This window comes from Agrobacterium sp. CFBP2214, assembly GCF_030209895.1.
In the GTDB taxonomy this organism is placed as follows: Bacteria; Pseudomonadota; Alphaproteobacteria; order Rhizobiales; family Rhizobiaceae; genus Agrobacterium; species Agrobacterium radiobacter.
On the sequence record NZ_JARVRC010000003.1, the window covers coordinates 336896 to 350220 of the forward strand.

The following is a 13325-nucleotide window of genomic DNA, read 5'->3' on the forward strand; positions in this document are numbered from 1 at the left end:
GAGATTACCGGAACACTTTGCTAAACGGGCAGCAAAATTCCTCCACAAAGAAAGTCATTGCCATGATCCCTCGTTACTCCCGGCCGGAAATGGTCGCCATCTGGTCGCCGGAAACAAAGTTCCGCATCTGGTTCGAGATCGAGGCACATGCCTGTGACGCGCTGGCCGAACTCGGCGTCATCCCCAAGTCGGCTGCCCAGACGATCTGGGAAAAAGGCGGCAGCGCCACCTTCGACGTCGCCCGCATCGATGAAATCGAAGCCGTCACCAAGCACGACGTCATCGCCTTCCTCACCCATCTTGCCGAATTTGTCGGCCCTGACAGCCGTTTCGTGCATCAGGGCATGACCTCTTCCGACGTGCTCGACACCACGCTCAACATCCAGCTCGTGCGCGCCGCCGATCTGCTGCTCGCCGATATGGACCGGGTGCTGACGGCGCTCAAGACCCGCGCCTTCGAACACAAGAACACGGTGCGCATCGGCCGCAGCCACGGCATCCATGCCGAGCCGACCACCATGGGCCTGACCTTTGCCCGCTTCTATGCCGAGATGCACCGCAATCGCGAGCGCCTCGTCAATGCCCGCGCCGAAATCGCCACGGGCGCGATCTCCGGCGCCGTCGGCACCTTCGCCAATATCGATCCGCGCGTCGAAGAACATGTCTGCGAAAAGCTCGGCCTCATCCCCGAGCCGGTCTCCACGCAGGTCATCCCGCGTGACCGCCACGCCATGTTCTTCGCGACCCTCGGCGTCATCGCCTCGTCGATCGAAAACGTCGCCATCGAAATCCGCCACATGCAGCGCACCGAGGTTCTGGAAGCGGAAGAGTTCTTCTCGCCGGGCCAGAAGGGTTCGTCCGCCATGCCGCACAAGCGCAACCCGGTTCTGACCGAAAACCTCACCGGCCTTGCCCGGCTGGTGCGCATGTCCGTCGTTCCGGCAATGGAAAACGTTGCCCTTTGGCACGAGCGCGATATCAGCCACTCCTCGGTCGAGCGCGCCATCGGCCCCGACACGACCGTCACGCTCGACTTCGCGCTGAACCGTCTGGCCGGCGTCATCGAAAAGCTGGTGATCTACCCGGACAACATGCTGAAGAACATGAACAAGTTCCGCGGCCTCGTGCATTCGCAGCGCGTTCTGCTGGCGCTGACGCAGGCAGGCGTTTCCCGCGAGGACGCCTATCGTCTCGTCCAGCGCAACGCCATGAAGGTGTGGGAACAGGGCGCCGACTTCCTTGAGGAACTGCTGGGCGACGAGGAAGTGCGCGCCGCACTTCCCGAAGAGGTCATCCGCGAAAAGTTCGACCTCGGTTACCACACCAAGCATGTCGACACGATCTTCACCCGCGTCTTCGGCAACGCCTGAGACTTGAGCTGAGTAAGAGACCTTGAAGTTAATGTCGCCGCGACCTTGATCGCGGCGGCATCACAACACAGATATGGGCGCATGAAAGTTTCAGAAGCAGATATCCTGATCGTCCCCGGTTATACCAATTCCGGCCCCGACCACTGGCAGAGCCGCTGGGAGCGCAAGCTTTCCACCGCCCGTCGCGTCGAGCAGGCCGAATGGGCCAAACCCGTGAAGGAAGATTGGGTCGCCCGGCTGGTGGAAGAGGTCAACGCCTCCACCAAGCCCATCGTTCTCGTCGCCCATTCCCTTGGCGTGCCGACCGTCATCCACGCCCTGCCGGAAATCGGCAAGAAGGTGTCCGGTGCGCTGTTCGTTGCGCCGCCCGATGTCGCCAATCCCGATATCCGGCCCAAGCACCTGATGACCTTCGGGCCTTACCCGCGCGACCCGCTGCCTTTCCCGACGATCACCATCGCCAGCCGGAACGATCCTTTCGGCTCCTATGAACACGCCGATGACATTGCCGCCGCCTGGGGTTCGCTGCTGATCGACGCCGGCATGTCCGGCCATATCAACAGCGAGTCCGGCCATGGTCCGTGGCCGGAAGGCGGCATGGTGTTCGCCCAGTTCCTGAGCAGGCTGAAGGCTGTCGAGCCCTGACGGCGGCGGCCGTGCGGGCCGCCTCCCCTTCGATCTACCCCGGAAGCCTATTTTCCGGGTGCCGCGGTTTCTCCGGCCTGTCACAAGAATTGAAGGGAAATATGCGAGCCGCATTGTAGAATGCACTCTTTTCCTTTATGGGACCGCTTCAAAGACCAAACGCAACGCCACCAGAATCGGCGTCAACCAAGAGACCTGCAATTATGAACCGTCGCCGCCGTATTTACGAAGGCAAGGCCAAGATCCTCTACGAAGGTCCGGAGCCAGGCACGCTTATCCAGTTCTTCAAGGACGATGCGACCGCCTTCAACAAGAAGAAGCATGAAGTCATCGACGGCAAGGGTGTGCTGAACAACCGTATCTGCGAATATGTCTTCACGCATCTGAACAAGATCGGCATTCCCACCCACTTCATCCGCCGCCTCAACATGCGCGAGCAGCTGATCAAGGAAGTGGAGATGATCCCGCTTGAGATCGTCGTGCGCAATGTCGCCGCCGGCTCGCTCTCCAAGCGCCTCGGCATCGAGGAAGGCGTGGTGCTGCCGCGCTCGATCATCGAGTTCTATTACAAGTCGGATGAGCTGGAAGACCCGATGGTCTCCGAAGAGCACATCACGGCCTTCGGCTGGGCCAACCCCGCCGAGCTTGATGACATCATGGCGCTCGCCATCCGCGTCAACGACTTCCTCTCCGGCCTGTTCCTCGGCGTCGGCATCCAGCTCGTCGACTTCAAGATCGAATGCGGCCGCCTGTTCGAAGGCGACATGATGCGCATCATCCTCGCCGACGAGATTTCGCCAGACAGCTGCCGCCTGTGGGACATCGAGACCCAGAAAAAGATGGACAAGGACCTGTTCCGCCGCGACATGGGCGGACTTGTGGAAGCCTATTCCGAAGTGGCACGCCGTCTCGGCATCATCAATGAAAACGAACCGATCCGCGGCACTGGTCCGGTCCTCGTAAAGTAATATTGGCCTCGTAGGGTAAAATCAGGAGAAGATCAGGTGATCAAGGCACGGGTGACTGTTACGCTGAAGAACGGCGTTCTCGATCCGCAGGGCAAGGCAATCGAAGGCGCGCTCGGCAGCCTCGGTTTCGGTGGCGTCGGCCATGTCCGTCAGGGCAAGGTCTTCGACCTGGAGCTGGAAGGCGCCGACAAGGCCAAGGCCGAGACCGACCTGAAGGCGATGTGCGAAAAGCTCCTGGCCAACACGGTCATCGAAAACTACGCTATCGCCATCCTCTGAAGCCGCAGGAGCCGCCGTCCATGAAATCCGCTGTCGTCCAACTTCCCGGCCTCAACCGCGACCGCGACATGATCGCGGCGCTGACGAAAATTTCCGGAAGCGCGCCCGTCACCATCTGGCAGACGGAAACGGATATTCCCGATGTCGATCTCATCGTCATTCCGGGCGGCTTCTCCTATGGTGACTACCTGCGTTGCGGCGCCATCGCCGCGCGCATGCCGGTCATGCAGGCCATCCGCGAAAAGGCCGAAAAAGGCGTCAAGGTTCTCGGCGTCTGCAACGGCTTCCAGATTCTGGTCGAAGCAGGCATGCTGCCCGGTGCGCTGATGCGCAACGCCTCGCTGAAATTCGTCTGCCGTGAAGTGAAGCTCGAAGTCGCCAACAACGACACCGATTTCACACGCGCTTACGACAAGGGCCAGATCCTGCGCTGCCCAGTCGCCCATCATGACGGCAACTATTTCGTCGAAGCCGAAGAGCTGAAGGCGCTGGAAGGCAACGGCCAGGTGGTGTTCCGTTATGCCGAGGACACCAACCCCAACGGCTCGCTGAACGACATTGCCGGCGTCATCAACGCCAAGGGCAATGTTCTCGGCATGATGCCGCATCCGGAAAACCTCATCGAAGCCGCCCATGGCGGCAATGACGGCCGCGGCCTCTTCGCTTCGGCGCTCGGCGTCATCGCAGCCTGATAGACCGGGCGGGCTTCAGGCCCGCCTTTTTTGATGCCGGCTTTCGGCGCCGTTTCGGCCTTTCTTCTGGATGACCTGATGCCCCGTCTTCTTCGACACAATGCCCATAAAGCCGCCGGATTGATCCTCGCTGCCGCCGCACTTGCCGCCTGCCAGCCGAAACCGCAGCCGGCTGCCTCCGTCTCCCGCGCGGCCCTGCCGACCATGGAACGGATCGCGCTTGGCGCGAATGCCTGCTGGTTCAAGTCGGGCGATGCGGCCTTCAAGGCCTATCGTCTGGCCCCTGAACTCAACTCCTTCTCCGGCCGCCCGCGCATCCTGCTCGTGCCGCGCAACAGCCCGGAATCGCGCCCCATGCTGGTGGTTCAGGCCGAAGGCAATCCGGCAAAGCTCGACGCTTTCGGACCCGTGATGAACGAAGCCATTTCCGGCCGCATCGCAACCGACGTCAAGCGCTGGGCGAACGGCGGCAAGGGCTGCTGATCGACAAGCGCGGAAACGGTCCGCGGCGGGCGCATCGGTTAGTTCTTAGCTTGGGATGCATCGTTTCTATCCTCATCCCTGTGCTTGTCACAGGGATCCAGCCAGCCCAAGTCCCTGGGCTGAGGGGAGTCCTTCCGCCGCGCAGACGCGCATCGGCTGGATTCCTGTGACAAGCACAGGAATGAGGGACACGGATGTGCCCGGCGCAAGAAATCCCTGTAACGTACTTGTCGATTTGGCAAAGAGGCTCTCGGCAATCCAATAAAAAAACCCGCCAGCGCCGGTTGGGAGTGGCGTGGCGGGCTGCCGAATGGCTTGATGGCGCCGGGGAAAGAAGGCACCGCTCTCCGACAAAAAATCAAAGCGACCGGGAGGGCCAGGAGAGAAGCCGCGATTTTGCGGCCTCGTTGAGTGCTTCATCCCGCGTAACGCCGATATCCTCCAGAAGATCGTCGGACAATTCCCGCAAAGCGAGCCGTCCCTGCCGTTTCCGGTGCCAATTGAACATGCCCGCAATCAGGCGACCAATAAGCGTGTGGGCGATCTTGGCCGGAAAGGGCGCCGGTGCGACCATGTCGCCGGCATCGCGGAACACGCGTTCCCGTTCGTAGCCATCAGGATAGAGTGTATCCGCTGTCGAAAGGTATTGATCCATCTTGCGCATATTGCACCTATTGTCTCCGTTCGTTGATCCTCAATTAATGCAGACAATAAATACAATTGACTTCCCGATAGATACAATGCATAAATTGTCACCATGACAAATTGGCTTCCCGACATCACCGAGGGCGACGGCCCGATTTATCTTCGCCTCGCCGACAGTATTGAAGGCGCGATTTCCGACGGCACCCTGCAGGCAGGCTCGAAACTGCCGCCCCAGCGCAATCTTGCTTACGATCTCGGTGTGACAATCGGTACAATCAGCCGGGCCTATGCGCTCATCCACGAACGTGGCCTCGTCAGCGGTGAGGTCGGACGCGGCACCTATGTCAATGAGCGCAAGACCCCTGCCCCCTCATTGCCCCTGGAACCGGCAGCGGCGGCCTTCGGCAGCACACGCCACGCCATCGACAGCAGCGCCGAATTCAGGCTGAACACGACGGCTGCACCGGATGTCGGCCAGAGCGGGCTGATCGCCCGGCACATCGAGGCCGTCACCCGTGAGCATGCCTACGACATCACCAATTACGCCCGCTCCTTCCCCGACAGCTGGTGCATGGCGGGCGTTCGCTGGCTTTCCCAGAACGGCTGGTCGCCGAAACCGGAAAACATCGTCTCGACGCTTGGCGCCCATGCGGCGGTGATGAGTGTGGTGACGGCGATGACCGCGCCGGGCGACCGTATCGTCTTCGAACCCGTCACCTATTCCCACATCAGCCGCAGCGCCGCCCTTGCCGGTCGGCGGGTGACGCTCGTGGAAGCGGATGAGAACGGCATTGTCCCTGATGATTTCGAGCGCGTCTGCGCCCAGCAGCATCCGAAGATGATCTTCCTGATGTCGGCCGGCCAGAACCCGACCTGCGCCACCCTGCCGGAAGAGCGCCGCCGCGCGATTGCCGATATCGCCCGCCGTTACGGCGTGTGGATCATCGAGGACAATCTCTACGGCGCGATGACCCGCGAGGCGATCCCGCTGATCGCCGAATTTGCGCCCGATATCACCTTCGTGGTCGGCGGCCTGTCGAAATCCGTCGCCGCCGGCGTGCGCGGCGGCTGGGTCGCCTGCCCGGCGCAATATTCCTCTCGTATCCGCATTTCCCACTCGATGCTGACGGGCGGCCTACCCTTCATGCTGGCCGAATTGAACGCGCGCCTCGTCAATAGCGGTGACGCCGATGATATTCGCAAGGACTGCATCGCCGAAATCAATCAACGCGAAGCGATTGCCCGCCGCGCCTTTGCCGGACTGGATTTCAATTCGCTGCCGGATATCGCCTTCCTGTGGCTGAGACTGCCCGAACCCTGGCTTTCCGGCACCTTCCGCAATGCGGCGATGAAGGAAGGCGTGCTGATAGACGACGAGGACGAGTTCAAGGCCGGACGGACGGACAAGGTTTTCCACCGCGTCCGCATCAGCTTTTCAGGCCCCTCCACCCGCGAGGAACTGACGCATGCCTTCGGCGTCCTCCGCCACCTGCTCGATAATGGCTCCGCCGGATATGAGAGCGTGGCATGACCCGATGTGCGTTGGCGCGCAGACCATGCGCCGCCAGCGAATAACGGCATAAACCGCCAATTAACCGGCAAAACAGCGCATTTTCCTGTCGCGCCATTGAGCCTCTTGCGCTAAAGAACCGGAAACTTTCCTCGGCTCGAACCGCGTGAGACCTATGTCGATTCCAAACTCCATCAAGATCACCCCGGAACTCGTTGCATCCCACGGGCTGAAGCCCGACGAATACCAGCGTATCCTCGACCTGATCGGACGGGAGCCCAGCTTTACCGAGCTTGGCATCTTCTCGGCCATGTGGAACGAGCACTGCTCCTACAAGTCTTCCAAGAAGTGGCTGAAGACCCTGCCGACAACAGGTCCGCGCGTCATTCAGGGCCCCGGCGAAAACGCCGGCGTGGTTGACATCGACGATGGCGACTGCGTCGTCTTCAAGATGGAGAGCCACAACCACCCGTCCTATATCGAGCCCTATCAGGGTGCGGCGACCGGCGTCGGCGGCATCCTGCGTGACGTCTTCACCATGGGCGCACGCCCGATCGCCGCCATGAATGCGCTGCGTTTCGGCGCGCCTGACCATCCGAAGACCCGCCACCTCGTGGCTGGCGTCGTCGCCGGTGTCGGCGGTTACGGCAATTCCTTCGGCGTGCCGACGGTTGGCGGCGAAGTGGAATTCGATCCGCGCTACAACGGCAACATCCTCGTCAACGCCTTTGCTGCTGGCCTTGCCAAGTCCGACGCGATCTTCCTTTCGGAAGCCAAGGGCGTCGGCCTGCCGGTGGTATATCTCGGTGCAAAGACCGGCCGTGACGGTGTCGGCGGCGCGACCATGGCGTCTGCCGAATTCGACGAGTCGATCGAAGAAAAGCGCCCGACCGTTCAGGTCGGCGACCCCTTCACCGAAAAGTGCCTGCTGGAAGCCTGCCTCGAACTGATGAAGACCGGCGCGGTCATCGCCATTCAGGACATGGGTGCCGCCGGCCTCACCTGCTCGGCCGTCGAAATGGGCGCCAAGGGCGACCTCGGCATCGAACTCGATCTCAACGCCGTGCCAGTGCGCGAAGAGCGCATGACGGCTTACGAAATGATGCTGTCGGAAAGCCAGGAGCGCATGCTCATGGTTCTCGAGCCCTCCAAGGAAGAGGTCGCCAAGGCGATCTTCGTTAAATGGGGTCTGGACTTCGCCATCGTCGGCAAGACCACCGACGACCTGCGCTTCCGCGTGCTGCACAATGGCGAGGAAGTCGCCAACCTGCCGATCAAGGATCTCGGCGATCAGGCTCCGGAATATGACCGCCCGTGGACGCCCGCCAAGGTTCAGGCGCCGCTTTCGGAAAACGACATTCCTTCGGCCGATATTGCCGATGCGCTGGTTTCGCTGGTCGGTTCGGCCAACAACTCCTCGCGCCGCTGGGTGTACGAACAGTACGATACGCTGATCCAGGGCAACTCCCTGCAGCTTCCGGGCGGCGATGCCGGCGTCGTCCGCGTCGAAGGCCATGACAAGAAGGCGCTCGCTTTCTCCTCCGACGTGACGCCGCGTTATGTCGAGGCAGATGCCTTCGAAGGCGGCAAGCAGGCCGTGGCCGAATGCTGGCGCAACATCACCGCAACCGGCGCCCTGCCGCTGGCGGCTACCGACAACCTCAATTTCGGCAATCCGGAAAAGCCTGAGATCATGAGCCAGCTCGTGCATGCCATCAAGGGCATCGGCGAAGCCTGCCGCGTGCTGGAATTCCCGATCGTTTCCGGCAATGTCTCGCTCTACAACGAGACCAACGGTCAGGCGATCCTGCCCACCCCCACCATCGGCGGCGTCGGCCTCCTGAAGGATTGGGGCCGCATGGCGCGCATCCGCTTTGCCGCCGCTGACGAAGTGGTGCTCTTGGTCGGCGCGCCTGCCGGTCTCGGCACGCACATCGCCCAGTCGGTTTATATGCGCGACATCCATAACCGCATTGATGGCCCGGCACCGCATGTCGATCTGCCTGCCGAGAAGAAAAACGGCGATTTCGTCCGCACGCTCATCACCGATGGTCTTACGACAGCCGTTCACGATTGCTCTTCGGGCGGTCTGGCACTTGCGGTTGCCGAAATGGCGATTTCGTCGGGCATCGGCGCGACGATCGATGCGGTCGAAGGCCACAATCCGGTCCTCACCTTCTATGGCGAAGACCAGGGCCGTTACGTCCTGACAGTCAAGAAGGGTGATCTCGACAAGGTGCAGGCGGCTGCCAAGGCGGCAGGCGTTTCTTGCCCGGCAATCGGCGTTACCGGCGGTGCAAGCGTAAAGCTGGGCACGGCGCGGGCTGTCGAGATTAAAGAATTGCACTTGGCCTATGAATCGTGGTTCCCTCAATTCATGGACGGCGAAACTTTGCTCGCCGCAGAATGAATTAAGGAGAAACACCATGCCCATGAAACCCGGCGACATTGAAGACATGATTAAGGCGGGAATTCCCGGGGCAAAGGTCACGATCCGCGATCTGGCCGGTGACGGCGATCACTACGCGGCGGAAGTCGTTGCGGAAGCATTCAAGGGCAAGACCCGCGTGCAACAGCACCAGATGGTCTATGATGCGCTGAAGGGCAATATGGGCGGCGTTCTGCATGCCCTTGCCCTGCAGACTTCGGCTCCCGAATGATTGCGCCCGTGAAAGCGGTGTCGGCAACAGCACGTCTCTGTCCGATCTGCGGCAGAGCGTGAAGACTGCGGATTAAATCAAAGGCCCGCGTGCTCTCACGCGGGCCTTTTCATATTGGGCAGAATGCACGAACGCCGCTTACAAAGCGGGCGGGCTCTGCGAATCCAGATCGGCGAAGGATGCGGCCGGCAAAGGCCCCGCCGTCAGCAGGGTAAAATCGTAACCGGATTTGCGATCCGGCCCCAGAACATATTGCCGGTGCATGCGCAGGAAGTTGCGCTTGTTCTTTTTATAGCGTTCCGATGACAGCGAATGCTTGAAACGGATCGGTACGATTTTCGGCTGCGGCGCATCCTTATGGCCGGTCAGCGCAACCGTGTTGCAGCGGTAGAGGTGGATCGGATCGGTCAGGCACTGGATATCGAACCATGTCACCTCAGGGTGACGTGCAATCACGCCGACGCTCTCACGCAGCCTGTCCGCACTCGACAGGAACGCACATTGCAGCGCTGCGCCGCCCAGCGTTGCAAAGGACAGCTTCCGGCCATCCAGCGCATCCGGCCTGAGTTCCAGCACGCGGCCGATCACGGCGAGCGCAAGACTGGCGCCCATGCTGTGCGAAATGACCAGAACCTCGTCCGAGGGCTGCTCAAGCGCCGTCAGAACAAGTGCGGCCCTCTCTTCGATCCAGTCACGGGCAATCGCTTCATCGCGGCCGACAGCGAGCGCGAAGCGCCAGTCCGCATAAAGATGCAGGGTGTGAAACCGCTCCGCAAAAGGCAGAAACGCCTTCACGAAAAACAGGGCGGCGGCGGGAAGGCTGATTGCGAAGAGCCAGAGAGGCAAACCGAGCAGCGAAGGCGAGAGCGCAATAGCCGCAGCAACAGCACCGCCGACCAGCATCAGCAGGAACGGGAAGATGAAGAACAGACCAAAACGCCAGGCATGGCGGAAGTAGCGCGCCGCACCGCCCTCGGCGATAATGCCTGCACCGGCTTTGAAACCAAGCCAGATCTGCTGCCGGACCGGCGCATCCCGTAACTGCGATATCACCGCATTATGATCGTAAACGAAAATGTCGGAGCGCGTCCGCCAGTCGCCCGCCGAAGCCTCCACCGTGAATGTTTCACCCGCCGGCGTGTTCGTGAGCGGTCCCACCGCATAGTCGACATCCCAAGTCTTGCCGGCCAGCGCCGCCGCCCGCTGGTAACGCAGATGATGGGCCGACGCATCGAGCGGATCGAAACCGGGGAAATAAAGAACAAGTCGTGACTTGACGCTCGGCATGCATAAACCTTCGGGCTGGAGACACCCGAAAGGATCGCTTGATACAGTGGGCGATGCACGTATAGTAAAAATCGCGACGGAAATATGATTTATTTATTGGCGAGGGAAAATTGTCTGGCATCGTCGATCAGCTGCTCAACGGCGTCGTCAAGAGCGCTCTGGCCGAAGTGCTGACCAAGACCGGTATCCGCAAGACCCGAAGAGCCCGCCGGACGAAAAGCGCCGGTTCCCTTGCCGGCGGCATCGTCGGCTCGGTCCTGGAAGCCGCGATCAACGCAGCCGTCAAACCCAAGCCAGCCAAGAAGCAGGTGAGCAAAAGACGCACGGCCGCTGCGCGCAGCCGACAGAGATATCGATGATCCGCAACGAGCGGCTTTGCCTGTTTTTTGCCTGCGCCCTCCTGTTTCTTTCCGCAACACGCATGGGCTTCACCGACGACAGAAGTAACAAAGAGATCAAAATCGGCTTCGCCGTGCTGCTTCATGATGCTGATCCGATAGCCGGCACCGCGCTTTGCAAAATTGGTCAAACCTGCCGTCTGCTTAAACAGGAAGAGCCTAAATTAATTGTCGATCTCAAAATCGACCACCAAAACGACCGACTGGTGAGTGAAATGCAGGTGGATTGCGAACGAGATTGTTCGCTAGCGACCGGCCGCTCAGTGATGACACTCCAGAACCAGAAAGAACTCGATCTTTTCGCTGACGAGACAGGCATATTAGTCCCGCTCGTCTCCAGACCGCGAAAGACGATCGGCAAAATACTTCTGGTCTATCCCGACACCTGACCCGCTGCGACGTGGACGCGAAATTTCGATCCCTCTCCAATGATGCCACACCCGCAGTTTTTTACGCTTCCCGGGTGGAAATCGCGCCGCGACATGTTATCTAGGAACAAACGGAAAGCAGCGGCCTTGAACCGCATGTGAAAGGAATAGGCCTATGAGCGGCATTAACGACATGATCGACAGCGAAGTGAAGAGCAACGACATCGTTCTTTTCATGAAGGGCACCCCGCAATTTCCGCAGTGCGGTTTTTCCGGACAGGTGGTACAGATCCTCGATTATCTCGGCGTCGACTACAAGGGCGTCAATGTGCTTGCCGATGCCGACATCCGTCAGGGCATCAAGGACTATTCCAACTGGCCGACAATCCCGCAGCTCTACGTCAAGGGCGAATTCGTCGGCGGCTGTGACATCGTAAGAGAGATGTTCCAGTCCGGCGAACTGCAAAGCCACTTCCAAGAACAGGGTATCAGCGTCCGCGGCGCGGCCTGATTTCGGCCGGTTCATCCGGCCCACCCTGATTGTCAGAAAACTATGCCAGGCGTTGCTTCATGCAACGCCTTTGCCGTTCTTTTTGGGGCAATCCTGTGACAGAACTTTCACAATCCACCGCTTCGCGCGCAGGCTCGATGGGGCGCACGGAATTCATCGCGCTTGCCGCGATGCTGATGGCGCTGAACGCGCTTGCCATCGACATCATGCTGCCGGGTCTTCAGGAAATCGGCGCATCGCTTGGCGTCGTCAATGAAAACCACCGCCAATATGTCATTTCCACCTATCTTCTGGGCTTCGGCGTCGCGCAGCTTCTGTACGGTCCGATCTCGGACCGTTTCGGACGCCGCAAGCCGATGCTCGTCGGACTTGCGATCTATATCGTTTCAGCCCTCGCCGTAGTCTTCGTACCGTCATTCTCCGGCCTGCTGATCCTGCGCTTCATTCAGGGCATCGGCTCGGCGGCGACACGCGTCATTACCATCTCGATCGTGCGTGACATCTATGGCGGCCGCCAGATGGCGGAAGTCATGTCGCTGATCATGATGGTGTTCATGGTCGTTCCGGTCATCGCACCCGGCACCGGTCAGATCGTGCTGTTTTTCGGTAACTGGCATCTGATCTTCGCCTTCATGGCGGGAATTGCCGCCGTCGTGACGGCCTGGATGTATTTCCGCCTGCCGGAAACCCTGCATCCGGACGATGTCCGCCCCTTCACCGCCCGTTCTATCCTTGGCGGCTTCAAGATCGTGCTCACCAACCGCATTGCGCTTTGTTACACGCTCTCCAGCACCTTTATCTTCGGTGCGCTGTTCGGCTTCATCAATTCGGCCGAACAGGTCTACAAGGGCATTTATGGGCTGGGTGCATGGTTCGCAGCGGCCTTTGCGGGCGTGGCGCTGTTCATGGCCTTCTCGTCCTTCATCAATGCAAGGCTTGTCGGCCGGTTCGGCATGCGCAAGCTGTCGCACGGATCCCTGCTGGGCTTCATCGCCATCACCTTCATCTGGCTGGTGGTGCAGGTGCTTGGCCCGGAACCGATGCCCTTTGCGATCTTCATCGTGTTCTTCGCGCTCGCCATGTTCCAGTTCGGCTGGATCGGCTCAAACTTCAACTCGCTCGCCATGGAACCGCTCGGCCACGTCGCCGGCACGGCCTCGTCCGTTATCGGTTTCATGGGAACGGTCGGCGGCTCGCTGATTGGTGCCGCCATCGGCCAGGCTTTCGACGGCACCGCACTGCCCATGGTGGCCGGCTTCTTCGTCGTCTCCATCATCGGTCTGATCTTCGTGCTGATCGGGGAAAAGGGCGTGTTGTTTCAGGCCCACAACAAGCCGACACGGTAAGGGCCGTTAGAAAAATGAAAGGGCGCGGAATTCTGTTCCGCGCCCTTTTTGTTGATTACGAGTTCACGTCATCCGCAGCCCGTCACCCCGGACTAGATCCGGGGTCTAGCCAGCCCAAGTCTTTGGGCTGAGAAGACTCTTTCCACCGCGCAGACGCACGGCT

The 13325-nt window shown here is 60.4% G+C and carries 15 protein-coding genes; 13 read left to right on the plus strand and 2 right to left on the minus strand.

Going from position 1 to position 13325, the window contains the following annotated elements; genetic code table 11:
• The first annotated feature begins 62 nt into the window (after positions 1-62).
• The 6 genes from purB to QRN60_RS08895 all read left to right on the plus strand — a co-directional run bounded on the left by purB (position 63) and on the right by QRN60_RS08895 (position 4437).
• Positions 63-1370 (plus strand): adenylosuccinate lyase, encoded by a 1308-nt coding sequence (gene purB, locus QRN60_RS08870; RefSeq protein ID WP_003507924.1) that lies wholly within the window; start codon positions 63-65, stop codon positions 1368-1370.
• A gap of 81 nt (positions 1371-1451) precedes the next feature.
• A complete protein-coding gene (locus QRN60_RS08875) occupies positions 1452-2015 on the plus strand; it encodes an alpha/beta hydrolase (protein WP_003507920.1) in 564 nt (187 codons plus the stop codon).
• A gap of 203 nt (positions 2016-2218) precedes the next feature.
• Positions 2219-2983, plus strand: coding sequence for a phosphoribosylaminoimidazolesuccinocarboxamide synthase (gene purC / locus QRN60_RS08880; RefSeq protein WP_003507919.1), 765 nt, complete (start codon positions 2219-2221; stop codon positions 2981-2983).
• Positions 2984-3019: 36 nt separating this feature from the next.
• Positions 3020-3262, plus strand: coding sequence for a phosphoribosylformylglycinamidine synthase subunit PurS (gene purS / locus QRN60_RS08885; protein WP_003507918.1), 243 nt, complete (start codon positions 3020-3022; stop codon positions 3260-3262).
• Between the two features lie 20 nt (positions 3263-3282).
• The gene (purQ, locus tag QRN60_RS08890; RefSeq protein ID WP_003507917.1) at positions 3283-3954 is read left to right on the plus strand and encodes a phosphoribosylformylglycinamidine synthase subunit PurQ; all 672 of its coding nucleotides are present in this window, start codon (positions 3283-3285) and stop codon (positions 3952-3954) included.
• 33 nt (positions 3955-3987) lie between these two features.
• A complete protein-coding gene (locus tag QRN60_RS08895; RefSeq protein WP_376903711.1) occupies positions 3988-4437 on the plus strand; it encodes a hypothetical protein in 450 nt (149 codons plus the stop codon).
• A gap of 358 nt (positions 4438-4795) precedes the next feature.
• Here QRN60_RS08895 and QRN60_RS08900 read toward each other — a convergent pair whose 3' ends face one another.
• Positions 4796-5101: a DUF1127 domain-containing protein gene (locus QRN60_RS08900; protein WP_020012848.1), complete on the minus strand. Its 306-nt coding sequence runs from the start codon at positions 5099-5101 to the stop codon at positions 4796-4798.
• A 93-nt stretch (positions 5102-5194) separates the two neighbouring features.
• Between QRN60_RS08900 and QRN60_RS08905 the strand changes: the two genes are divergently transcribed.
• The 3 genes from QRN60_RS08905 to QRN60_RS08915 all read left to right on the plus strand — a co-directional run bounded on the left by QRN60_RS08905 (position 5195) and on the right by QRN60_RS08915 (position 9252).
• Entirely contained in the window at positions 5195-6613 is a 1419-nt protein-coding gene (locus tag QRN60_RS08905; protein ID WP_003507913.1) for an aminotransferase-like domain-containing protein, read from the plus strand.
• Positions 6614-6767: 154 nt separating this feature from the next.
• Positions 6768-9002 carry a phosphoribosylformylglycinamidine synthase subunit PurL gene (purL, locus tag QRN60_RS08910; RefSeq protein ID WP_129564999.1) on the plus strand — a complete coding sequence of 745 codons (2235 nt, stop codon included), beginning with the start codon at positions 6768-6770 and terminating at the stop codon, positions 9000-9002.
• Positions 9003-9018: 16 nt separating this feature from the next.
• On the plus strand, positions 9019-9252 hold the full coding sequence (locus QRN60_RS08915; protein WP_003507909.1) for a BolA/IbaG family iron-sulfur metabolism protein: 234 nt from the start codon (positions 9019-9021) through the stop codon (positions 9250-9252).
• Between the two features lie 138 nt (positions 9253-9390).
• Here QRN60_RS08915 and QRN60_RS08920 read toward each other — a convergent pair whose 3' ends face one another.
• A complete protein-coding gene (locus tag QRN60_RS08920; RefSeq protein ID WP_129565000.1) occupies positions 9391-10539 on the minus strand; it encodes a hypothetical protein in 1149 nt (382 codons plus the stop codon).
• Positions 10540-10649: 110 nt separating this feature from the next.
• On the opposite strand from QRN60_RS08920, the gene QRN60_RS08925 reads away from it, so the two are divergent.
• From QRN60_RS08925 to QRN60_RS08940, 4 genes are all read left to right on the plus strand, one after another.
• Complete coding sequence (locus tag QRN60_RS08925; RefSeq protein ID WP_129565001.1) at positions 10650-10898, plus strand: hypothetical protein; 249 nt, start codon at positions 10650-10652, stop codon at positions 10896-10898.
• Positions 10895-11326 carry a hypothetical protein gene (locus QRN60_RS08930; RefSeq protein ID WP_003507905.1) on the plus strand — a complete coding sequence of 144 codons (432 nt, stop codon included), beginning with the start codon at positions 10895-10897 and terminating at the stop codon, positions 11324-11326. Before QRN60_RS08925 ends, QRN60_RS08930 begins: the two co-directional genes overlap by 4 nt.
• Positions 11327-11480: 154 nt before the next feature.
• On the plus strand, positions 11481-11816 hold the full coding sequence (gene grxD / locus QRN60_RS08935) for a Grx4 family monothiol glutaredoxin (RefSeq protein ID WP_060723270.1): 336 nt from the start codon (positions 11481-11483) through the stop codon (positions 11814-11816).
• 137 nt (positions 11817-11953) lie between these two features.
• Positions 11954-13162, plus strand: coding sequence for a multidrug effflux MFS transporter (locus QRN60_RS08940; RefSeq protein WP_031234083.1), 1209 nt, complete (start codon positions 11954-11956; stop codon positions 13160-13162).
• The last annotated feature ends 163 nt before the right edge of the window (positions 13163-13325 follow it).

What these genes read in the sequence shown, in the direction of transcription:
- QRN60_RS08940 (WP_031234083.1), top strand. Translation starts at nt 11,954, where the DNA reads ATGGGGCGCACGGAATTCATCGCGCTTGCCGCGATGCTGATGGCGCTG.
- QRN60_RS08895 (WP_376903711.1), top strand. Translation starts at nt 3,988, where the DNA reads ATGCCGGCTTTCGGCGCCGTTTCGGCCTTTCTTCTGGATGACCTGATG.
- QRN60_RS08875 (WP_003507920.1), top strand. Translation starts at nt 1,452, where the DNA reads ATGAAAGTTTCAGAAGCAGATATCCTGATCGTCCCCGGTTATACCAAT.
- purQ (WP_003507917.1), top strand. Translation starts at nt 3,283, where the DNA reads ATGAAATCCGCTGTCGTCCAACTTCCCGGCCTCAACCGCGACCGCGAC.
- purC (WP_003507919.1), top strand. Translation starts at nt 2,219, where the DNA reads ATGAACCGTCGCCGCCGTATTTACGAAGGCAAGGCCAAGATCCTCTAC.
- QRN60_RS08905 (WP_003507913.1), top strand. Translation starts at nt 5,195, where the DNA reads ATGACAAATTGGCTTCCCGACATCACCGAGGGCGACGGCCCGATTTAT.
- QRN60_RS08915 (WP_003507909.1), top strand. Translation starts at nt 9,019, where the DNA reads ATGCCCATGAAACCCGGCGACATTGAAGACATGATTAAGGCGGGAATT.
- QRN60_RS08920 (WP_129565000.1), bottom strand. Translation starts at nt 10,539, where the DNA reads ATGCCGAGCGTCAAGTCACGACTTGTTCTTTATTTCCCCGGTTTCGAT.
- QRN60_RS08900 (WP_020012848.1), bottom strand. Translation starts at nt 5,101, where the DNA reads ATGCGCAAGATGGATCAATACCTTTCGACAGCGGATACACTCTATCCT.
- grxD (WP_060723270.1), top strand. Translation starts at nt 11,481, where the DNA reads ATGAGCGGCATTAACGACATGATCGACAGCGAAGTGAAGAGCAACGAC.
- purL (WP_129564999.1), top strand. Translation starts at nt 6,768, where the DNA reads ATGTCGATTCCAAACTCCATCAAGATCACCCCGGAACTCGTTGCATCC.
- purB (WP_003507924.1), top strand. Translation starts at nt 63, where the DNA reads ATGATCCCTCGTTACTCCCGGCCGGAAATGGTCGCCATCTGGTCGCCG.
- QRN60_RS08930 (WP_003507905.1), top strand. Translation starts at nt 10,895, where the DNA reads ATGATCCGCAACGAGCGGCTTTGCCTGTTTTTTGCCTGCGCCCTCCTG.